Below are 20,544 nucleotides of genomic sequence, written 5' to 3'. Positions count from 1 at the left end.
TCAGACGAGCTGCCAGAGGTGGTCGTCGGTGCCTGTGTCACCGAACTGGACGACGTGGGCGCTGTCGGCGGTGGACATGTTGTCGACGCCGAGCACCTTGCCGGAGTTGCGGTTGCGGACGCGGTACCAGCCGTCGCCGTCCGGTACCAGCTGCCAGAGGTGGTCGTCGGTGCCGTTGTCGTCGAACTGGACGACGTGGGCGCTGTCGGCGGTGGACATGTTGTCGACGCCGAGCACCTTCCCGGAGTGCCGGTTGCGGACGCGGTACCAGCCGTCGCCCTCGGGAACCAGCTGCCAGTCGTGGTCGTCGGTGCCGTTGTCGTCGAACTGGACGACGTGGGCGCTGTCGGCGGTGGACATGTTGTCGACGCCCAGCACCTTCCCGGAGTGCCGGTTGCGGATGCGGTACCAGCCGTTGGCGAGCCAGGGCGCCCCGTCCGGACCGGCGGTCGGGAACGAGGTGATGCGCAGTCGTGCCGCGCCCATGGGGACGAGCGTGACCTCCTCCACCGGCTCCGCGCTGCGGGCGGGACTGTCCTGGAGCGGGGTGACGACATGTTCGCCGTCCGCCGTCCACTCCGGGATCCGGCGGGCCCGCGCGGTCATGGTCACCGGGGTGCCGTCCAGCGTGAACGGGTTGTCGTCCCTGACGTGGCGCACGGTGTGGTGGTGCAGCGAGGCAGCCGGTTTCCGCCCGTCCAGGACGAGCCCGTAGTTCCACGGGCCGGTGGCGTGCACCTCGTACTCCGGGAACTGATCGGTGCCGCCGATGCGCCGGTACTCCTCACCGATCCGCAGCGAGTACGTGAGCGGGCCCCGGTCGACGCTGACGGAGCGGTGGTTGCGCTCCCAGGTGCGGACGGTGGTCGTCTGCGGGAAACGCAGGGTCACCCTGTCACCGTCGGCCCAGGTGCGGTCGACGCGGGTGAAGGCGGGACCGGCCGGGGCGTCCACCCGGCGCCCGTTCACCTTGATCTCCGGGGCGTCGCACCAGGCGGGCACCCGCAGCACCAGCGGGAAGCGCAGCTGCCCCGGCGCCTTCAGGGTGAGGGTGACCGAGTCCGTGAACGGGTAGCCGGTCTCCTCGGTGAACGTGACCTCGGTGCCGCCGGCGACCTTCGCGGTGACCTCGCAGGCGGCGTACATCGCGGCGGCGAGACCCCCGTCGGGGGTGGCGAGCCAGAGCTCCTCGGTGAAGTACGGCCAGCCCATTCCGTAGTTGTGCGGGCAGCAGCGGTACTGGTCGACGCCCGGCAGGAACGCCTGCATGGCGAAGCCGTTCTGGAACTGCCGGTCCTTCTTGGGGACGTTGTCCAGATCCACGCTGTTGGCGCCGGTGACGTAGTGGATCGCCTTGCCCGAGGGATCGAGCGAGGCGGGCAGCGAGTTGAAGGCCAGTTCCTCGCAGCGGTCGGCCCACAGCGGATCGCCGGTGATCCGGGTGAGCAGCTGGTGGCTGGCCATGAACTCGACGATCCCGCAGGTCTCGAAGCCCTGCCGGGGGTCGCCGTGCCCGGGGCGGGCGTTCTCGTCCCCGGCGAAACCGCCACCGGGGAACTGCCCGTACTGGTCCATGGCCTTGCCGTACGTCCCGTACGTGTTCCGGGTGTCCTGGGCAGAGCCGCTGCGCAGCGCGTACTGGGCGGGCTCGCGGAAGCCCTGCGCGATGTTCACGTTGTGCGGGTTGACCAGGTTGTCGCCCCAGTCGGCGCCGTTCGCGTGGATCTTGTCGGCGAGGTCGAGGAGGAAGGTGTCGCCGGTGCGGTTGTAGAGCCAGAACACGCTGTCCAGCCCGTCGCCCCAGCGCAGCGCGATCCAGCTGGTGTTGAAGGCGCCCGGCCCCTGGGCGTTCATGTAGCGGAAGAATTTGCTGAGGAACGGGATGATCCGGGTGTCGCCGGTGTACTCCTGCCAGGAGCGCAGTGCCTGGACCAGCGGCAGGAAGGGCCAGAAGTCCGGGCCGCCGTTCAACGACGTACGCAGCGACTTCGGGCCGAAGAAGCCGTCGGACTGCTGGGTGGTGAGGATCGCGTCGAACCAGCGGCGCACCGCCGCCAGCGCCGTGGCGTCGCCCGTGACGATCGCGAGGTCGGTGTAACCGCGCAGCCAGTACGGGACCTCCTCCCAGCCGCCCAGTTCGGGGCGCACCCAGCCGGTGGCGGCGAAGTCGAGGAAGTGGGAGAGCTCCTCGTACCGGCCGCAGAGACCGTCCAGCTGGAGTCTCAGCTGTCCGGCCAGCCAGCCGCGTGCGGTGACCCGGCCCGGCGGGAGTTTCAGGAACGCCGTCGGGTGCAGTGGCGCGGCGTTGGGGGAGTAGTGACCACCATGGGCCGGTTTCACCCGGTGCTCGGCCGCGGTCGCGGTGGTGGCCCAGCGGCCGTTCGCCGCCGTGGCGGCGGCGGCCGTGGCCAGCGCGCCTGCCATGAGTTGTCTGCGGTTCAGGGGCATGGAGGGGTCTCCTGCTCTCTGCCGGCCGTGCGGGGCTCCGGCTCGGGGAAGGCACATGACACGGGTGGAGCCGTCATGACGCGGCGGACCGGGGGGAGCCGGAGCGCGTGCATGGCGAGAAGCGCCGTCGCGGCCGGAAGGGCTGCGCGGCCCGGTGCTTGCAACGTTGGAAATTTGGCTACCGGCGGTATGACAGCACGGGCCTCGTGCGGCTGTCCAGGGTTGCGGCAGTAACCGGGGCCCGGTGGCCGCCATTTCGCCCCGGTCGACTCCGACACATTTTGGAAACGCATCGACAACGCTCTTGCCGCCCGTGCCGCGCCGCCTATATAACGTTGTAAACCGAGCCGCCGAGAGGCCGCGCAGGCTCTCACGACCGCAGTTCGTGCAGCTGGGGCCCACCCCCGCGAAGCACTGGCGGGGGTCGTGAGGAATGCAGTGACATCAGCCGCCGCGCGGCCGATGCATCGTCCAGCCATGCCCGACCGCACACCCGCCGGTGTGCCGTCAACCCGCCAAGGAGCTCCCGCGCATGATGATCCAGCGCCGAACCCGTACCCTCGCCGTGGCCTGCCTCCTCGCCGCCACCGCCACGCTGGCCGCCTCCGGCTGCTCCAAGTCGGAGGGCTCGGACAACGCGAGCGCTGACAGCAGCCAGGGCGCCCAGGAGGCCAAGTCCCCTGAGTCCTCCTCCGGTTCCGGCTGCTCGCTGCAGACCTACGGGGCGCCCAAGCTGGACCTGAAGAACGCGGTGGTCGGCTTCTCGCAGTCGGAGAAGGAGGCCAACCCGTTCCGGATCGCCGAGACCAAGTCCATCAAGGACGAGGCGGCGAAGGTCGGCGTCAAGAAGCTGCTCACCACCAACGCCCAGTCGCAGCTGTCCAAGCAGATCAGCGACATCCAGGACATGCTGTCGCAGGGCGCCCAGTTCCTCATCGTCGCCCCGCTGAACTCCGACGGCCTGGAGCCGGCCCTGAAGGCCGCCGCCGCCAAGAAGGTCCCGGTCCTCACCATCGACCGCAAGCTCAACTCCACCGCGTGCAAGGACTACGTGTCCTTCCTCGGCTCCGACTTCGTCGAGCAGGGCAAGCGCGCGGCCGACGCGATGATCAAGACGACCGGCGGCAAGGGCAAGGTCGCCATCCTGCTCGGCACCTCTGGCAACAACACGACCACCGACCGCACCAAGGGCTTCGTCGACCAGCTCAAGGCCAAGGCGCCCGGCCTGAAGATCGTCGCCCAGCAGACCGGTGACTTCGCCCGCGACAAGGGCCAGCAGGTCATGGAGCAGCTCATCCAGTCCAAGCCCGACATCACCGCCGTCTACGCGGAGAACGACGAGATGGGACTGGGCGCACTCACCGCGCTGAAGGCCGCCGGCAAGAAGCCCGGCAAGGACGTCAAGATCGTCTCCGTCGACGGCACCCGCAACGCCGTCCAGGCCCTGGTCAACGGCGAGTACAACGCCGTCATCGAGTCGAACCCGCGCTTCGGCCCGCTGGCCTTCTCGACCGCCCAGAAGTTCTACGGCGGCGAGTCGATCCCGGAGAACGTCATCATCTCCGACCGTGCCTACGACGAGTCCAACGCCAAGGCCTCGCTCGGCGGCGCGTTCTGACCGTCACCCGCCCCACCTGCCCGTAGTACCCGCGGGGGAGTCCGCCGGGCCGGGGCCGGACGCGTACCGATCCGTACGCGTCCCGCCCGGCCCGCACCGCCCCTCGACGTCGCACCGCCGCCGTGACGCTCCCACCCGTCACGGCGGCCACCGGGCCCACACCCTTGGAAGAGCGGAAGGCCAAGACCAGCCATGGCACCACCCGAAGCAGTACCGCAGCCGCCGGAGCCGGCCGCCGACGCGGAGGAGCCGACCACATCCGGCGCCCCCGTGAAGGAGGCGACCGGGCCCGACGCCCTCGTGAAGGAGGCGACCGGCACGAAGGCCGCCACCGGCCCGGAGAGCGCCAACGGCGCGGGCGCGCAGGACGGCTCCGCCCCGGCCGTTCTCGAAGCGCGCTCGGTGAGCAAGCGATTCCCGGGCGTCGTAGCCCTGGACGGCGTCTCCTTCTCCCTGCGCCCCGGGGAGACCCACGCACTGGTGGGGGAGAACGGAGCCGGAAAGTCCACCCTGATCAAGGTGTTGACCGGGGTGTACCAGCCGGACGAGGGCGAGCTGCGGCTGACCGGAGAACAGGTCGCCTTCGGCCGCCCGTTCGAGGCTCAGCAGGCGGGCATCTCCACGATCTACCAGGAGGTGAACCTCGTCCCGCTGATGAGCGTGGCGCGCAACATCTTCCTCGGGCGAGAGCCGAAGAACCGTTTCGGCCTGATCGACTTCTCCCGGATGAACCGCGAGACCAGCGAACTGCTCGACGGCTTCGGCGTCCGCGTCGACCCCAAGCGGCCCTTGCACACCCTGGGCATCGGCACCCAGCAGATGGTCGCGCTGGCCCGCGCCGTCTCGGTCAACGCCCAGGTCGTCATCATGGACGAACCCACCTCCTCGCTGGAGCCGCGCGAGGTCGAGACCCTCTTCCGGGTCATCGAGGACCTGCGCGCACGCGGGATCGCGGTGCTCTACGTCAGCCACCGGATGGACGAGCTCTACCGGATCTGCGACCGCGTCACGGTGCTCCGCGACGGCCGCCACATCCACACCGGCGACCTGGCGGACCTCGACCGCATGCAGCTCGTCTCGATGATGCTCGGCCGCGACATGGCAGAGGTCCGCCGCTCCGGCGTCACCAGCTTCGGCTCCGAGGGCCACGACGCCTCGCGCACCCCGGTACTCACCGCCTCCGGCCTCTCCCGCAACCACCAACTCCACGACATATCACTGTCGTTGTACGCCGGTGAGGTGCTCGGCCTCGGCGGACTCCTCGGCTCCGGCCGCAGCGAGACCGCCAAGGCCCTGGCCGGTGCGCTGAACCTGGACTCCGGTGAGATCGGGATCGGCGGACGCACCCTGCGCCGGCTCACCTCCGCCGGCGCCATCCGCGCCGGCATCAGCCTGCTCCCCGAGGACCGCAAGGCAGAGGGCATCGTCCCCGGACTCTCGGTGCGCGAGAACATCGTGCTGGCCGCGATGCCGCGCCTCTCCCGCGCAGGCGTCGTCTCGCGCGCCAAGCAGGACCGCATCGTCGAGATCTTCATGAAGCGGCTGCGGATCAAGGCGGCGAGCCCCGAACAGAAGGTCGGCGAGCTCTCCGGCGGCAACCAGCAGAAGGTACTGCTCGCCCGCTGGCTCTGCCTGGAACCCAAGGTGCTGCTGCTCGACGAGCCCACCCGGGGCATCGACGTCGGCGCCAAGGCCGAGGTCCAGAGCCTCATCGACGACCTCGCCCGCGAGGGCCTCGCCGTCCTGCTCATCTCCTCCGACATCGAGGAACTCATCGAGGGCGCCGACCGCATCGTCGTCCTGCGCGGCGGCGCGGTCGCGGGCGAACTGGCGGGCGACGAGGTGGCCGAGAGCCATCTGCTCGAAGTGCTCGCCGACCACTCACCGGCGCCCGCAGGGAAGGCCCCGGCCGCTCAGGAGGACCCCCGATGACCCAGGCCACACTCTCCACCCCAGCCGCCCGCCCGTGGGCGCGGCTGCGCGACCCCGCCTGGTACCAGGAATACGGGGTGTACCTCGCCGTCGCGGTGGTGCTCCTCTTCAACGCCCTGTTCACCGAGCACTTCATGACCGCGGACAACCTCCGCACCCAGCTCGTCCAGGTCGCACCCATCGTCATCGTCGCCCTGGGCATGGCCCTGGTGATCGGCACCGAGGGCGTCGACCTCTCCGTCGGCTCGACCATGGCGGTGGCCGCGGCCCTCCTGCCGCTCTACCTCGGCTACGGGCTGGTGCCCGCGCTGGTGATGGCGCTGCTGGCCGGTGCGCTCGTGGGAGCGGTCAACGGCACGCTGGTCTCCCTCGTCGGGCTCCAGCCGATCGTCGCCACCCTCGCCCTGTTCGTCGGCGGCCGGGGACTGGCCCTGGTCATCGCGGACGGCCAGCTCAAGCAGATCGTCAACCCCGACCTGCTCTCGCTCGGCACCGGATCCTTCCTGGGTATCCCGCTGGTCGTCCTCATCGCCGCGGTCCTCGCGGCCGCCGTAGCCTTCCTCGTCCAGCGCACCACCTTCGGCCGCCAGATCGTCGCCATCGGCGGCAACCGGTCCGCGGCCTCGCTCGCCGGACTGCCCGTGCGCCGCGTACTGATCGGCGTGTACGTGCTCTGCGGGGTGCTGGCGGCACTGGCCGGCATCCTCGCCACCGCCAGGCTCACCGCCAGCGACCCCTCCTCGCTCGGCTCCCTCATGGAGCTCTCCGCCATCACGGCCGTCGTGGTCGGCGGCACCCCGCTCAACGGCGGCTCCGTCCGGGTGCTCGGCACGGTCGCGGGCGCCCTGCTGATGCAGCTGCTGCGCGCCACGCTCGTCAAGCACGACCTGCCCGACTCCACCGCACAGATCGCCCAGGCGGCCATCATCATCGCCGCCGTCTACGTCGCCCGGGAGCGTCGGTCCCGATGAACGAAACCTCACCCGCACCGGTGGCCCAGGCCCCCGCACCGCGCAAGACCCCCGCAGCGGCAGGCGGCGGGGCGCCCCGCCCCGTGACCGGCGCACCGCCCCCGCTCGGACAGCGGCTCGCCGAGCTCCTCCAGCGCCAGGGCGTGCTCGCGGTCCTGCTCACGGTCGTGATCGTCGCGTCGTTCATCTACCCGACGTTCGCCACCCTGGACAACGCCCGCGGCGTGACCGTCCAGGCGTCGTTCCTGGCGGTGGTCGCCCTCGGCATGACCATGGTCATCATCACCGGCGGCATCGACCTGTCCGTCGGATCGGTCTTCGCGCTGGGCGGCGTCCTCGCCGCCTGGGCCTCCCAGTGGGGCTTCCTGGCCGCACTGCTCGTGCCACTCGTGGCGTGCGGCGCCGTCGGGCTGCTCAACGGCTTCCTGGTCGCCCGCGCCGGAATGGCCCCCTTCATCGTCACCCTCGCCACTCTGCTGGGGGCCCGGGGCATCCTCCTCGCCATCACCGACGAGGGCGCCACCACCTACCTGATCCCCAAGGGCTCCGCCTTCGCCGAGCTCGGGCAGGGGAGCGTCCGGGGCTTCGGCTACCCGATCCTGATCGCCCTGGTGCTCTTCGGCGTCGGCGGTCTCCTCCTCCAGCGCACCTCGTTCGGGCAGACGCTCTTCGCCGTCGGCGGCAGCAGTGACGCGGCCACCCTGATGGGCCTGCCCGTGGCCCGTACCAAGATGCTGGTCTACACACTCAGCGGACTGCTCGCCGGACTCGCCGGCGCGCTCAACGCGGCCAGGCTGTCGTCCGGGGTCACCATCGTCGGCGTGGGCATGGAGCTCGACGCGATCTCCGCCGTCGTCATCGGCGGCACGCTCCTGATCGGCGGCGCCGGATCGATCAGCGGAACGCTCTGGGGCGTACTGCTGCTCGCCGTCATCCAGAACCTGATCAACCAGATCGGCTCGCTGAACTCCTCGTACCAGTCGGTGGTCAGCGGAGGGTTCCTTATCGTTGTCGTCGTGGCCCAGCGCTATCTGGCGCGCAGCCGCAGAACCACTTGAACCTGTGCCGGGGCCCGGGGCCCCGGCACAGGCCGAGCCGAACCGGCGGAGCCGGGCCACCGCGCTTCAACGCGCGTCAAGTCGATCCAGGGAGTGCCGTGGGCGTCAGCCTCAAGGACGTTGCGCAACGGGCGGGCGTATCCATCAAGACCGTGTCGAACGTGGTGAACAACTACCAGCACGTCACACCGAAGATGCGCGCCAAGGTGCAGCAGGCCATCGACGAGCTCGGCTACCGGCCGAACCTCACCGCACGGCACCTGCGCAAGGGCCGCACGGGCATCATCGCGCTCGCCGTCCCCGAGTTCGGCAACCCCTACTTCGGGGAGCTGGCCGGAGAGGTCGTCGACGCCGCCGCCCGGCACGACTACACCGTGCTGGTCGACCACACCGGCGGGCTGAGGGAGAAGGAACTCCTGGTCAGCCAGGGCTTCCGGTCCCATGTGATCGACGGCCTCATCCTCAGCCCCATCCACCTGGAGACCGAGGACCTGATGGCGCGGGCCGAGACCGCCCCGCTGGTGCTGCTGGGCGAGCGCGAGTACGAGGCGCCCTACGACCACATCGCCATCGACAACGTGGCCGCCTCCCGCGAGGCCGTACGCCACCTCATCGACCAGGGCAACCGGCGGATCGCCTTCCTCGGCTCACGCACCGGCCGCGAACGGCAGCCGGCCCACCTCCGGCTGCGCGGCTGGCGGGAGGAGCTCGCCGCGGCGGGCATCACCCCCGACGAGTCACTCGTCGTGGTCACCGACGGCTACGGCCGCGAGGACGGCGCCACCGGGATGGCCGCGCTCCTGGACCGGGGGGAACAGCCCGACGCCGTGTTCGCGTACAACGACCTCATCGCCATCGGCGCGATGCGCACCCTCTCCGAACGCGGTCTGCGCATCCCGGAGGACGTCGCCGTCGTCGGATTCGACGACATCGAGGAGAGCCTCTACGGAGCCACCACGCTGACCACGGTCGCCCCGGACAAGGAGGCCATCGCCCGGCTCGCCGTCGACAGCCTCGTGGAACGGCTCGCCGGCGACGCCTCGCCCGCCCCCCGGCGCCCCCGGCCCGGCTACCGGCTCATCGTCCGGGAGTCCACCGTCCCCCGGCCGGCCGGATCGTAGGACCCGTCCCGGCCGTCCGCTCCTCGCAAGGACCTCTGATGCCTCGCCCCACCGTGAACCGCAAACCGTTCGGCGCCCATGGCAACACGGACGTCGATGTCTGGACGCTCGACTCCGGCGGCGGAGTCCGCGCCGAGATCCTCACCTACGGCGGCATCCTGCACCGTCTCACCGTGCCGGACACCGGGGGAGCCCCTGCGTCGGTCGTCCGGTCGCTGCCGGGCCTGGCCGACTACACGGGCGGCAACCCGTTCTTCGGCGCCCTCATCGGCCGCTTCGCCAACCGCATCGCGCACGGCCGCTTCACCCTCGACGGGGTGGCCCACCAGATTCCCGCCACCGACCGGGGACACGCCCTGCACGGCGGGCCAGAGGGCTTCCACACCCGCGTCTGGCAGGCAGACGGGGAGGCCACCGACGTGGCCGCGAGGCTCCGGCTCACCCTGCACAGCCCCGACGGCGACATGGGATTTCCCGGCGCGCTGGACGTCACCGTCACCTACATCCTCAACAGGGCGGGCACCCTCACCCTCGGCTACACCGCGACAACGGACCGCCCCACCGTCGTCAACCTCACCAACCACGCCTACTTCGACCTCGCCGCGAAGGGAGACATCCTCGGCCACACCCTCCAGGTGTTCGCCGACAGCTACCTCCCCGTCGACGAGGACGGCATCCCCGAGGGCCCGGCCGCGCCGGTGCGCGCCACCCCGTTCGACCTCACCACCCCGCGCACCGTCGGCGACCGGATCGCGCTCCCCGACGAACAGCTGCGCAGAGCGGGCGGCTTCGACCACTGCTGGATCATCCGGGACCGCAACACCGGTCTTAACCGCGCCGCCCGCCTCACCGCCCCCGGGGGCGGACGGATCATGGAGGTGTGGACCACCGAACCCGGCATCCAGGTCTACACCGCCAACCAGCTCGACGGCACCCTCGACGCCCTCGGCGGCGGCCGCCACGACCGCCACAGTGCCGTCTGCCTGGAGACCCAGCACCTGCCCGACTCACCCAACCGACCGGACCACCCCGGCACCGTGCTGCGCCCGGACGAGGTCTTCCACAGCTGGACCGAGCTCAGGTTCCCGCACCTCGCCGCTGGTTAGGTCCCGTGAATCGGCCCGGCCCGCGGATGTCGCACCCTCCGCGGGCCGGGCCTCCTGGCGTGCCGCGCTACTTCAGGTACGGACCCGCCGAACCGACCTTCCCCGGTGCGGCGTTGCTGCCGCCGAGGTCCAGGACGTAGACCCGCAGGTTGCCCTTGCCGGGGGCCGCCACGCTCAGCCTGCCGTCCGCCACCACCTGGGTGTCACCGGTGACGGCGTCCTTGTAGCTGCCGTTGGGGATCCCGCGGTACGTGGCCGCGCCGGTGACCGTCACCAGCGCGAAGCTGTCCACTCCGCTCGCGGCATCCGTGTAGCGCCGCTTGTACGCCATCGCGCCGGTGATGCCCTCGGTGGAGTACTGGCCCATCTGCAGGGCAGGGACCGCGCGGCGGATCTCGTTGAGCCGCTGCACGTGCTTGACCAGCGGCTTGCTCAGGGTGTTCGCGACCTCGCCGGTGGCAGAAGACACCTGGCCGAAGTCCGACGCCTCGACCGTGCCCGCGAGGTGGTCGCCGTAATAGGCGCGGCCGGTGGTCGCCAGCGGACAGCTGGGCCCGCAGTCGATCTTCTTGCCGGCCTGGAACTCGATCTCCGACCCGTAGTACAGGGTCGGGATGCCGCGGAACGTCCACATCAGAGCCATGTTCTCGGCCCAGGCATCCGTGCCGCCCGCATAGCGCTCACTGCTCTTGTTCGGGCCGTAGTCGTGACTGTCCACGTAGACGACGTTGTACGTGGCGTCGTTGTAACTGTCGTCCGAGTCCTTGCCGTTGTTGTACGCGTTGTTGGCGTCACCGAAGTTCATGTGCATCCGCATGTCGATGACGTTCATGCCGGAGAACTCGCTGTGGTCGGGCGCGTGATAGGCGTTCCCGTCCAGGAAGGCGTTGCTGGACGTCGGCTGCGCTCCGGTGCCGAGCTTCTCCTCGTAGTCGTACATCTCCAGCGCGGCCTTGGTGTCGTCGGCGTCGTACTCCTTGCGCTCCTTCCAGGTGTAGAACTGTGCGGAGTGGTTGACCGAGCCCCGGTTCCACTTGTCGTTGACGAACGCGCCCACCTCACCGAACACGAAGAAGTTCTTCGCCGCCTCCGCGCCGAACTGCTGGGTGACGCGCTCCTGGATCGCCGGCAGGAAACGGCGGTTCCAGGTGGTGCGCGGGATGTGCACGGCGGTGTCGATGCGGAATCCGTCGACGCCCATGTCGATGTACTTGTCGTACGCCCCGATCAGGTAGTTCTGGACGGGGGCCGACTCGGTGTTGAAGTCGGCCAGGTCCTCGTGCAGCCAGCAGGAGCGCGAGTCCTCGCCCTCCCAGTTCCCCAGCCAGCAGTTGTGGTAGTAGGTCTTCGGGAACATGCCGGAAGTCGGGTTGGGCCACTGGCAGTTGTAGATCCGGTAGCCCTCGACCGAGGTGGATCCGGTGGGCTTGCCCCAGTTGAGGCAGGTGTTGCCCGAGGGTTCCGCGGTGGACCACAGATCGCCGTTGTAGTACGACTTCCCGGACTTCGTCTCTACGCTCACTCCGTCGTACTCGAAGCCCTCGCTCTTCTCGTCGTAGTACCAGCTCCACTCGTCGTCGCGGACGCCGTAGACGGTCGGGGTGTACAGGCCCTTGGCGCCCCAGCGCGAGGAGTGGTTGTAGACGACGTCCTGGTAGATCTTCATGCCCTTGGCGTGCGCGGCGTTGATCAGGTCCTGGTACGAGGCGCCCGCAGATTCGAGGCGGCCGTCGACCTTGTAGAAGTCGTAGCCGTGATAGCCGTGGTAGTCGTAGTCGGACCGGTTCAGCACCACCGGAGTGATCCAGATCGCGGAGAACCCGAGCCCCTTGACGTAGTCGAGCTTGTTGACCAGACCCTTGAAGTCACCCCGGAACATGGGGTCGTTGTTGGCCGCGTTGCCGGACTTCACGTCCTGGCTGCCGCCTCTGTTGTTGCTCGTGTCCCCGTCGTCGAAGCGGGCGGTGAGGACGAAGTAGATCGGGTCCTTGCGCGGATCGGTGCCCAGCGGCTTGCCGGGGGCCGGAGCCGCCGGTCTGGTCCCTGTGGTCGCCTTGGCGGCGGTCGAGGCCGCCGAGGTGTTGCCCGCGGCGTCGACCGCCCTGACGGTGTAGCTGTACGCCGTCTTCTCCTCCAGGCCTGCGTCGGAGAAGACGGTCGAGCCGACGTCGCTCACCCTCGTGCCCTTGCTGCCGCCCGTGCGGGTGACCTGGTACTTCGTCACTCCCCGGTTGTCGCTGGACGGTTCCCAGGTGAGGACGACCGACACCCCGTCGGCGTCGGCCTTCACGGCGGTCGGGACGGTGGGTGCCTCGGTGTCCGCCGGTTCGGCGGCGCACGGGTCCGGGGCGTCCTTGGTGACCTTCCGGTCCTTGACCGTGGAAACGCCCGAGGGGAGGCGGTAGTCGCCGCCGTTGTTGTTGTCCCAGACCCCGTTGCCGTTGTTGAACGCGGCCTGCATCTCCGTCGCGGTGCCGAGGTCGACCGACCGCTTCACCCAGCCGGTACAGGCCGGCTCCATGCCGACACCCGGCACGGGGGTCCAGGAGCCGCCGGTGGGCCGGTAGTGCAGGTTGGTGGTGCTCCAGCCGACGGTCGTGGTCGAGTAGTACACCGTCGAGTTGTTCCCGGTACCAGGCGAAGGGTCCGGGCCGGTCCCGGTTCCGGCACACGGGTCGCTGTGCGCCACCACTCCGTCCTTGACGGTGATGGCGCCGGTCCCCAGCGCGTAGTTCTTCCCGGAGTTGTTGTCCCAGACCCCCGACCCGTCGGTGAAGGTGGCGGCCAGCCCTGCCGAACTGCCCAGCGGAACGGTCTTCTTGACCCAGTCCGTGCACGCGGCCTCCATGCGCACGCCGGGCACGGCCGTCCAGGAGCCGCCGTCGGGCGCGTAGTGAAGGTTGTACGCGGACCAGTCACGGGTCTTGGTGTAGTAGAAGACCGTCGCCGTGTTCTCGGCGGCCGCCACGGGCAGGGCTGACGAGGTGTCCGCCGGGTCCGGTACGGCGGTGAGCAGACTCAGCAGCCCGGCCGCGGCCGCCGCCGCTGCCAGGAGGCGTCTGAACCGTGGATGGGGGGAGCGTTTCATTCGTCTCTCCAGGGGAGTGCGACGGCCACCGGGGCCGCCACGGCCGACAGCGGGGTGCTCGTCGAGCACCTGCGGGTCCCGCCGGAGAACCCGGACGCGCCTCGGGGTCCTGGCGAGCAGTGCATCCCGACAGCAAGAGCTGTCTGAATTTTGCTGCAATCTTTTGCGGTCAGGAAGTTACCTGGGCATGACAGGCGCGTAAAGGGCTGCGGCACCGCCCGTTGTGCGGGGCCCCACGGTGCCCCTCCCGGGAATGCCGGAATGCGCCGGGCCGTTGTGGCGTCCATGACCTTCTTTGTTGACGTCACGGTGCGGGGCTACGAACTCGACACCCAGGGCCATCTGAACCAGGCCGTCTATCTCCAGTACGCCGAGCACGCGCGCTGGGAGCTGCTGCGCGCCGCCGGGCTGCCCCAGGAGAAACTGCTGGCCGACGGCGTGGGGCCGGTGGCGCTGGAGGTCACGGTGAAGTTCCGCAAGGAACTGCGCGGCGGTGAGCGGGTACGGGTGTCCTGCCGGTTCGACTACGGGAAGGGCAAGACCTTCACGATGGCGCAGCAGATCCTCAAGGAGGACGGCTCGGTGGCGGCGGAGATCACCGGCGTCGCGGGGATCCTCGACCTGTCGACCCGCAGGCTGGTCCCCGACCCGGGAGGTCGCCTCGCCTCGCTCGCCAAGGACCCGGAGCTGCTGAGCGGCTGACACACACGCACATCGCGGACCCGAACGAGGGCTTTATCGGCAGAGCCGTCCCAAGGCGAAGGCCGTCCGGGAGGATGGCCGCGTGTTGGTCAGAACAGAGACGGTGCGGCAGTCCCCTTCGACGCCCGCGGTGGTCCGGGTCCACTGCGCGGTGGGAACCGCCGTGGTGCACTGGCAGGGCCCTCCGGACGGGCCGGGCGCCGAACACCATGTCGAGTGGACCGTCGAAGAGGACATCACCTGGGCCGCCAACACGCGGCCTGCGGCCTCTCCCACGCCCAAGCTGTCGCAGGACGCCGGCAGCGTCGTCTTCCGTGGCCGGCTCAGCCTCACCGAGGACAGCGTGGCCGTCCTGGACATGGGCGGCGCGCTCATCCTGTTCGACCTCGCGGGGCCGCGGCCCCCGGACGGCGCCGACGGGTCATGGATCGAGGTGCACGTCGGCCGGGACCGCGTCAGCGTCTGGCCTTACCTGCCCTGACCCGCCGTCACCGGACCACGGCTCACCCGCGCTCGCGGTCAGAACGCGTCAAGCCCGGTGAGTCCGGCGGAGAGTTCCCAGAGCCGGGACGCCGCCTCGGGGTCTGTGGCCCAGGGCTTGACCCCGCCGACGAGCATGTCATTTGTGGCAGCCGGTTCCGCGATGTCGCAGTCCTGGCAGTAGACGCCCCCGTGGCCCTCCAGCAGCGGTGACGTCGCCGCCCATACAGCCGTCGCCGCGCCCTGCTCCGGGGACTTGAAGCCCGCGGCCGGCCTCCCGTCCGGGGTCACCCAGCCCTGCGCGAGCCACTCCTCGCGAGGGATGTGACGCTGCAACGGGGTGAGGATGCTGCCGGGGTGTACGGAGAAGGCCCGCAGGCCCAGGTCGGAGCCGAGGCTGTCGAGGTGCCGGGCGAAGAGGGCGTTGGCCGTCTTGGACTGGGCGTAGGCCAGCCAGCGGTCGTACCCGGTGCGGAAGTGGATGTCGTCCCAGCGGATGCCGGACAGGAAGTGACCGGACGAGGCCACGGACACCACCCGTGACCCTCCGGAGGCCGCGGCCAGGGCCGGCCGGAGGTGGTGGACGAGCGCGAAGTGGCCGAGGTGGTTGACCGCGAAGTGCGCCTCCCAGCCGGGGCCGGTACGTGTTTCCGGGCAGGCCATCACGCCCGCGCCGTTGATGAGGATGTCCAGGGAGCGGCCGGTGTCCAGGAAGCGTTCACCGAAGGCCCCGATACTCTCCGGATCCGCCAGATCGAGTGCGTGCACCTCCGTGCCGGGGATGGCGCGCAGAGCGCGTTCGGCGGTCGCGAGCCGGCGGGCGGGGACGACGACGTGCGCTCCCGCGCGGGCGAGAGCGCGGGTGGTCTCCAGCCCGAGGCCGGAGTACCCGCCGGTGACCAGGGCAGTCGTGCCGGTCAGATCGATCCCGGCGAGAACGTCGTCGGCCGTGCTGTCGGCACCGAATCCGGTGCCGATCCTGAGCTGCTTCGTGATCATCCCCCGACGCTAGGACCTGGACCGCACTCCAGGTCAAGGCACATCGCCCTCGTCGGCAAGGCACATTGCCCGCGTCCTTGCGAGATCGGCCTCAAGCTACGACAGATCTCGTATTATGGGAGCCCCGGACGAAGCGACGATGTGGAGCCACCGTGACCCCTGCCAGTGCCACAAGGCCGGCCGTCGGCGCGCGCACGCTGGCCCACCCGGCGCGTGAGGACATCAGGATCGAGGCGGTGCTGCACGCGCTCTCGGACCCGGTGCGGCTGTGCGTGGTGCGCGAACTGGCCGCCGCCGAAGAGGAACTCACCTGTTCCCGGTTCGACCTTCCGGTGACCAAGTCGACCACTACCCACCACTTCCGGGTGCTGCGCGAGAGCGGCGTCGTCCAGCAGATCTACCGGGGCACCGCCAAGATGAACGGGCTGCGCCGAGCGGACCTGGAGGCGCTGTTCCCCGGACTGCTGGACCGGGTGCTGGAAGCGGCGCACCGGCAGGCGGAGCGGCTCGGCGAGGGCTGAGGACCCGCACCACCGCCGTGCGCGCCCCTACGCGGGGCCGTCTCCCCGCGCTGCGTCCAGCAGTCCCGGCCAGTCCGGGATCTTCACCGGCCCCCGGCCGAGCGACCGCCCCAGGGCCGCCTCTGCCCGCTCGATCGACAGCCAGCCGTCCCACTCCACCGGCCGCAGCCCGTACGCCCGCAACGCGGCCACCGGATCCGGGGCCCATCGGCGGCCGGCGAGCAGCGGGGCGTCCTCGGCCAGCGAGGCGACCGTTTCCTTGGCGCACGAACGGTTCGACCCGATCACCCCGGTCGGGCCCCGCTTGATCCACCCCGCGACGTACTCCCCGGGCGAGGGGACCCCGTCCCGCAGCACCCGTCCGGCCAGGTGGGGCACCGTCCCGCGCACCGGGTCGAAGGGCAGGCCGGGCAGCGGCAGCCCCCGGTAGCCGACCGCCCGCAGTACGAGTTGGGCCTCGATCTCCTCGAACGTACCGGTGTCGCGCACACCGCCGCCGCCGTCCGGTTCCGTTCGGGCGAACCGCACGCCCGACACCCGCCCCCGGCGCTCGAGCAGCTCGACGGGGCGGAGGTAGAACCGCAGCCCGATGGTCCGGGGCGGTGGCGGCCCGGCGGCCGGGGCGTCCGTGGCCCAGCCGCGCAGCACGTCGAGGTTCCGGCGCACCATCGCGGGGAGCGGCGGCGAGCCCGGTGCCGTACCGGCGTACGCCGGGTCCCGGACGAGCTCCGCCGGGTCCACGGCGATCCGCGCCCCGGGGAGCCCGCCCAGTTCCCGGAGCTCCTTGGTGGTGAACCGGGCCTGGGAGGGGCCCCGTCTGCCGGTCAGGTGGATCGCGCGGACCCGGCTGCCGGCCAGGGCGCCGAGCGCGTGCTCCGGCACATCGGTCGGCCGGAGCTCCTCCGCGCCCCGCGCGAGAATCCGCGCCACGTCGACGGCGACATTGCCGACCCCGATCACCACGGCCGAACGGGCCCGGAGCGCGAAACGGCGGGCGGCGGCATCGGGGTGTGCGCTGTACCAGGAGACGAAGTCGGTCGCGGAGTGGCTGCCGGGCAGCTCCTCCCCGGGGATGCCCAGCGAGCGGTCCGTGGCCGCCCCGACGCAGTAGACCACCGCCTGGTACAGCTGTCCGAGCCGTCCGGGCGGCACCCCGTCCCCGCCCACCGGGACATTGCCGACGAACGTGACCCGGTCGTGTTCCAGGACGGCCCGCAGGCTCTGCTGGAGCGACTTGATCTTCTCGTGGTCCGGGGCGACGCCGTACCGCACCAGGCCGTACGGGCAGGGCAGCCGATCCAGGACGTGCACCCGCACATCGGGCAGCAGCGGGTGGGTCACCAGGGCCTGGGCGGCGTAGATCCCGCTGGGGCCGGAGCCGACGACGGCGACGCGTTGCACGGCGCACCTCTTCCCGGAGGGTGCCTCCAGCATCGCACCGGCGGACCCGGCGGGGGAGAGGCGCGCGGGGTGTTCCGTGTTCCGTCAGGAGGACAGGGCCCGCATCCGGCTGATCTCGGTGGTCTGCTGGGCGACGACGTCGTCGGCCATCTCCTCGACCTGGATGTTGTTTCCCTCCGAGAGCGCCTCTGTCGCCATGGTGACCGCACCCTGGTGGTGGGTGATCATGAGCTTGAGGAACAGCTGGTCGAAGGCCTTGCCCTTCGCGGCCCGGAGCTGATCCAGCTGGGCGTCGGTGGCCATGCCGGGCATGGCGCCGTGGTCGTGGCCGTCGGCCTCCTCCGTCCGGCCGTGGCGGCTGAGCCAGCCCTTCATCGCACCGATCTCCGGCTGCTGGGCGGCGGTGATGCGTTCGGCGACCCGCTTGACGGCGTCCGAGCCGGAGCGGGCGGGCGCCAGCCGGGTCAGCACCAGCGCCTGGGCATGGTGCTCGATCATCATGCGTACGTAGCGGACGTCCGCCGAGTTGGGGGTGTCCACGCCTGCGGCGGCCTTCGCGGCCTGGGAGGCGGAGAGCGTACGCGCGGGCTCACCCGGCTTTCCGGGTGCGACAACCGAACCGCCTCCGGCCGCACGGTCCTTGGGGCCGTTGTCGCCTCCTCCGTCGCAGCCGGCCGAGGTGAGCGCGACAGCGGTCACGGTGACGGCGAGTGCGAGTCCGCGGAGCCGCCGGACCTGACGACGAATCAACAAAGCGACCTCCGTTGATATATGGCTGGTTGCGCTCTGTACTAGCACGTCAACGCACAGGTGCGCTCAGAAACTTTCATTACGTTCCTGTTGCCATCTGTTGGGATGTCCATGGCAAGGACGATACTGCCGGAGTCCGTGAACCGGTCAACCACATTCGGATCCATGGGAGGACGCAGTGACCCCGTTGCACACCACCCCGGTGCGGCGCAGACGTCTGGGCGTGGCGGCTGCCGCCGCCGGGCTCTTCGCCACTCTGCTGATGGCCGGACCCGCGGCCGCCACCCCCGACCCCGGAGACTCGGCCGCGACCCCGGCCGAGGTCTCCACGAGTCAGGAGGCGGAGGCGACCGCCGCGATCAGAAGCGGTGAGATACCCGGCGTGGACGAGATCATCCACAGCCGCAACATCACCCATCTCGCCAACGTCCCGAAGGACGCGCTCCAGGGGCTGAACACGGACCTGGCCTTCCAGGGCAAGTACGCCTTCGCCGGGAACTACGACGGCTTCAGGATCTTCGACATCAGCAATCCGAAGTCGCCGAGGACGGTCGCCCAGGTCCTGTGCCCAGGATCGCAGAACGACATCTCCGTCTCCGGGAACCTGCTGTTCCTGTCGACGGACTCCTCGCGCAGCGACAACTCGTGTGCGAGCACGACCCAGCCCGCCACGGAGAAGTCCTCCTGGGAGGGCATGAAGGTCTTCGACATCAGCGACAAGCGCAATCCGAAGTACGTCGCCGCCGTCGAGACCGCCTGCGGATCGCACACCCACACCATCGTCCCCGAGCGCAAGAACGTATACGTGTACGTCTCCTCGTACTCGCCGAGCGAGACGTTCCCCGACTGCCAGCCGCCGCACGACGGTATCTCCGTCATCAAGGTGCCGCGCCAGGCACCGGAGAAGTCCCGCATCGTGAACTTCCCGGTGCTCTTCCCGGACGGCGGGAACCCGGGCGCGCCCGCCAACCCGGGTGTGTCCAAGACCACCGGCTGTCACGACATCACCGTGCTGCCCTCCAAGGACCTGGCCGCCGGCGCGTGCATGGGCGACGGACTGCTGTTCTCCATCAAGGACCCGGAGAACCCGCGGATCATCGACCGGGTGCAGGACAACGTGAACTTCGCCTTCTGGCACTCGGCGACGTTCAACCAGCGCGCGGACAAGGTCGTCTTCACCGATGAGCTCGGCGGCGGCGGCGCCGCCACCTGCAACAAGGAGATCGGCCCCAAGCGCGGCGCCGACGGCATCTACGACATCGTCGGCAAGGGCGACCACCGCAAGCTGGTCTTCCGCAGCTACTTCAAGATCGACCGCCCGCAGGCAGACACCGAGGTCTGTGTCGCACACAACGGGTCGATCATTCCGGTCAAGGGCCGCGACCTGATGGTCCAGGCGTGGTACCAGGGCGGAGTCTCCATCTGGGACTTCACCGACTCGTCGAAGCCGAAGGAGATCGGCTACTTCGAGCGCGGTCCGGTCACCTTGGACGAGGTCACCACGGCCGGCCCGTGGTCGGCGTACTACTACAACGGCTACATCTACTCCAACGACATCGACAAGGGCTTCGACGTCCTGAGGATCGACGACCGGCGTACCGATCCGGCGAAGCGGGTGCGGACGGACGAGCTCAACGTCCAGACGCAGCCGGACTACTTCGACCGCTGAGCCGGTGGCCGGTCCGCTGTCGGGGCGGGCAGGCCCGCGCGTCACCGCCATAGGGTCCCGCCGGGTGCCTCACCCGGCGGGACCCGGCGGTTCCCGCGACGCGGGGGGCCGCCGGAACCGGCTCTCTCAGGCCGCCTCGTACCGGTGCGCCCGGCCGCCCCGCCACTCGACCCACTCGGGGCTGTCCAGAATCCGCTCGGGGTCGTCGAGCCCCGCGCCCTCCAGGAACACGATCACATCGTGGTCGGAGTGCGCGAGGCCGAGTATCTGGACCCGCCCGTCGCGCTGCACGGTGACGCGTCGCCCGCCTGAGGGCGACGGGCGGAAGATCACGATCGGGGGAGGTGTCATGCCTCCAGGGTGCGACGCGCCGGAGGCCGCCGCACCGTGAACCGGAAACCCGGCGCAGGGGGCGTACCAGGGAGGCGCGCGGAGGATGGACGGGGATGCCGGGCGGGCGGCGCTCAGGCCGCGGACCGGTTGCCGCCGCCCGTGGCCGCGGCCCACTCGACCAGCAGCCGCTGGTACTCCTCCTCGTCCTCCGGCGACAGACGTCCGCCCGAGCGCTGCCACAGCCGGCGAATGTCTTCATTCACCACTGCGGCGGAACGCACTGAGCCGGACGGGCACGGAGTCGGGGACATACCTACCAGGCTAAGGCCCCGATGTGACTATCAGAC

Annotated in this window: 17 protein-coding genes; 10 read left to right on the top strand and 7 right to left on the bottom strand. The window is 70.3% G+C overall.

Annotated elements, in window-relative coordinates:
- Positions 1–2,448, bottom strand: coding sequence for an RICIN domain-containing protein (locus OG892_RS02980; protein WP_371628378.1), 2,448 nt, complete (start codon positions 2,446–2,448; stop codon positions 1–3).
- Positions 2,449–2,980: 532 nt separating this feature from the next.
- Here OG892_RS02980 and OG892_RS02975 point away from each other — a divergent pair.
- The 6 genes from OG892_RS02975 to OG892_RS02950 all read left to right on the top strand — a co-directional run bounded on the left by OG892_RS02975 (position 2,981) and on the right by OG892_RS02950 (position 10,254).
- Positions 2,981–4,066 (top strand): ABC transporter substrate-binding protein, encoded by a 1,086-nt coding sequence (locus OG892_RS02975; protein ID WP_073736047.1) that lies wholly within the window; start codon positions 2,981–2,983, stop codon positions 4,064–4,066.
- A gap of 192 nt (positions 4,067–4,258) precedes the next feature.
- Entirely contained in the window at positions 4,259–5,998 is a 1,740-nt protein-coding gene (locus OG892_RS02970; RefSeq protein ID WP_328868007.1) for a sugar ABC transporter ATP-binding protein, read from the top strand.
- Entirely contained in the window at positions 5,995–6,969 is a 975-nt protein-coding gene (locus OG892_RS02965; protein ID WP_311307244.1) for an ABC transporter permease, read from the top strand. The genes OG892_RS02970 and OG892_RS02965 overlap by 4 nt, the downstream gene beginning before the upstream one ends.
- On the top strand, positions 6,966–8,027 hold the full coding sequence (locus OG892_RS02960) for an ABC transporter permease (protein ID WP_328868008.1): 1,062 nt from the start codon (positions 6,966–6,968) through the stop codon (positions 8,025–8,027). The genes OG892_RS02965 and OG892_RS02960 overlap by 4 nt, the downstream gene beginning before the upstream one ends.
- Positions 8,028–8,125: 98 nt before the next feature.
- Complete coding sequence (locus OG892_RS02955) at positions 8,126–9,148, top strand: LacI family DNA-binding transcriptional regulator (RefSeq protein WP_327335449.1); 1,023 nt, start codon at positions 8,126–8,128, stop codon at positions 9,146–9,148.
- A 38-nt stretch (positions 9,149–9,186) separates the two neighbouring features.
- Positions 9,187–10,254 carry an aldose epimerase family protein gene (locus OG892_RS02950; RefSeq protein WP_371628377.1) on the top strand — a complete coding sequence of 356 codons (1,068 nt, stop codon included), beginning with the start codon at positions 9,187–9,189 and terminating at the stop codon, positions 10,252–10,254.
- A 67-nt stretch (positions 10,255–10,321) separates the two neighbouring features.
- Here the strand turns inward: OG892_RS02950 and OG892_RS02945 are convergent, their stop codons facing one another.
- Positions 10,322–13,342 carry a carbohydrate binding domain-containing protein gene (locus OG892_RS02945; RefSeq protein WP_371628376.1) on the bottom strand — a complete coding sequence of 1,007 codons (3,021 nt, stop codon included), beginning with the start codon at positions 13,340–13,342 and terminating at the stop codon, positions 10,322–10,324.
- Positions 13,343–13,627: 285 nt separating this feature from the next.
- Here OG892_RS02945 and OG892_RS02940 point away from each other — a divergent pair, with 285 nt between their 5' ends.
- Positions 13,628–14,044: a thioesterase family protein gene (locus OG892_RS02940; protein ID WP_073736291.1), complete on the top strand. Its 417-nt coding sequence runs from the start codon at positions 13,628–13,630 to the stop codon at positions 14,042–14,044.
- An 82-nt stretch (positions 14,045–14,126) separates the two neighbouring features.
- Positions 14,127–14,525, top strand: coding sequence for a hypothetical protein (locus tag OG892_RS02935; protein ID WP_242436694.1), 399 nt, complete (start codon positions 14,127–14,129; stop codon positions 14,523–14,525).
- 38 nt (positions 14,526–14,563) lie between these two features.
- On the opposite strand, the gene OG892_RS02930 is transcribed toward OG892_RS02935, so the two are convergent.
- On the bottom strand, positions 14,564–15,523 hold the full coding sequence (locus tag OG892_RS02930) for an SDR family NAD(P)-dependent oxidoreductase (protein ID WP_371628375.1): 960 nt from the start codon (positions 15,521–15,523) through the stop codon (positions 14,564–14,566).
- 152 nt (positions 15,524–15,675) lie between these two features.
- Here OG892_RS02930 and OG892_RS02925 point away from each other — a divergent pair, with 152 nt between their 5' ends.
- Positions 15,676–16,044 (top strand): helix-turn-helix transcriptional regulator, encoded by a 369-nt coding sequence (locus tag OG892_RS02925; protein ID WP_073736039.1) that lies wholly within the window; start codon positions 15,676–15,678, stop codon positions 16,042–16,044.
- A gap of 27 nt (positions 16,045–16,071) precedes the next feature.
- On the opposite strand, the gene OG892_RS02920 is transcribed toward OG892_RS02925, so the two are convergent.
- Both OG892_RS02920 and OG892_RS02915 read right to left on the bottom strand, forming a co-directional pair.
- Positions 16,072–17,445, bottom strand: coding sequence for an FAD-dependent oxidoreductase (locus tag OG892_RS02920; RefSeq protein ID WP_073736038.1), 1,374 nt, complete (start codon positions 17,443–17,445; stop codon positions 16,072–16,074).
- An 84-nt stretch (positions 17,446–17,529) separates the two neighbouring features.
- Positions 17,530–18,198: a DUF305 domain-containing protein gene (locus tag OG892_RS02915; RefSeq protein ID WP_371628374.1), complete on the bottom strand. Its 669-nt coding sequence runs from the start codon at positions 18,196–18,198 to the stop codon at positions 17,530–17,532.
- A gap of 175 nt (positions 18,199–18,373) precedes the next feature.
- Between OG892_RS02915 and OG892_RS02910 the strand changes: the two genes are divergently transcribed.
- Complete coding sequence (locus OG892_RS02910) at positions 18,374–19,864, top strand: LVIVD repeat-containing protein (protein ID WP_073736036.1); 1,491 nt, start codon at positions 18,374–18,376, stop codon at positions 19,862–19,864.
- 126 nt (positions 19,865–19,990) lie between these two features.
- Here OG892_RS02910 and OG892_RS02905 read toward each other — a convergent pair whose 3' ends face one another.
- Entirely contained in the window at positions 19,991–20,215 is a 225-nt protein-coding gene (locus tag OG892_RS02905) for a hypothetical protein (RefSeq protein ID WP_073736035.1), read from the bottom strand.
- A gap of 113 nt (positions 20,216–20,328) precedes the next feature.
- Positions 20,329–20,508 carry a hypothetical protein gene (locus tag OG892_RS02900; RefSeq protein ID WP_073736034.1) on the bottom strand — a complete coding sequence of 60 codons (180 nt, stop codon included), beginning with the start codon at positions 20,506–20,508 and terminating at the stop codon, positions 20,329–20,331.
- Positions 20,509–20,544 lie beyond the last annotated feature (36 nt).

The organism is Streptomyces sp. NBC_00341 (assembly GCF_041435055.1).
Lineage (GTDB): Bacteria > Actinomycetota > Actinomycetes > Streptomycetales > Streptomycetaceae > Streptomyces.
This window is presented reverse-complemented; position numbering and strand designations above follow the sequence as displayed.

Excerpts from the sequence above, each read along its gene's own strand:
- OG892_RS02980 (WP_371628378.1), bottom strand. The coding sequence starts at position 2,448 with ATGCCCCTGAACCGCAGACAACTCATGGCAGGCGCGCTGGCCACGGCC.
- OG892_RS02975 (WP_073736047.1), top strand. The coding sequence starts at position 2,981 with ATGATGATCCAGCGCCGAACCCGTACCCTCGCCGTGGCCTGCCTCCTC.
- OG892_RS02970 (WP_328868007.1), top strand. The coding sequence starts at position 4,259 with ATGGCACCACCCGAAGCAGTACCGCAGCCGCCGGAGCCGGCCGCCGAC.
- OG892_RS02965 (WP_311307244.1), top strand. The coding sequence starts at position 5,995 with ATGACCCAGGCCACACTCTCCACCCCAGCCGCCCGCCCGTGGGCGCGG.
- OG892_RS02960 (WP_328868008.1), top strand. The coding sequence starts at position 6,966 with ATGAACGAAACCTCACCCGCACCGGTGGCCCAGGCCCCCGCACCGCGC.
- OG892_RS02950 (WP_371628377.1), top strand. The coding sequence starts at position 9,187 with ATGCCTCGCCCCACCGTGAACCGCAAACCGTTCGGCGCCCATGGCAAC.
- OG892_RS02945 (WP_371628376.1), bottom strand. The coding sequence starts at position 13,342 with ATGAAACGCTCCCCCCATCCACGGTTCAGACGCCTCCTGGCAGCGGCG.
- OG892_RS02940 (WP_073736291.1), top strand. The coding sequence starts at position 13,628 with ATGACCTTCTTTGTTGACGTCACGGTGCGGGGCTACGAACTCGACACC.
- OG892_RS02930 (WP_371628375.1), bottom strand. The coding sequence starts at position 15,523 with ATGATCACGAAGCAGCTCAGGATCGGCACCGGATTCGGTGCCGACAGC.
- OG892_RS02905 (WP_073736035.1), bottom strand. The coding sequence starts at position 20,215 with ATGACACCTCCCCCGATCGTGATCTTCCGCCCGTCGCCCTCAGGCGGG.
- OG892_RS02900 (WP_073736034.1), bottom strand. The coding sequence starts at position 20,508 with ATGTCCCCGACTCCGTGCCCGTCCGGCTCAGTGCGTTCCGCCGCAGTG.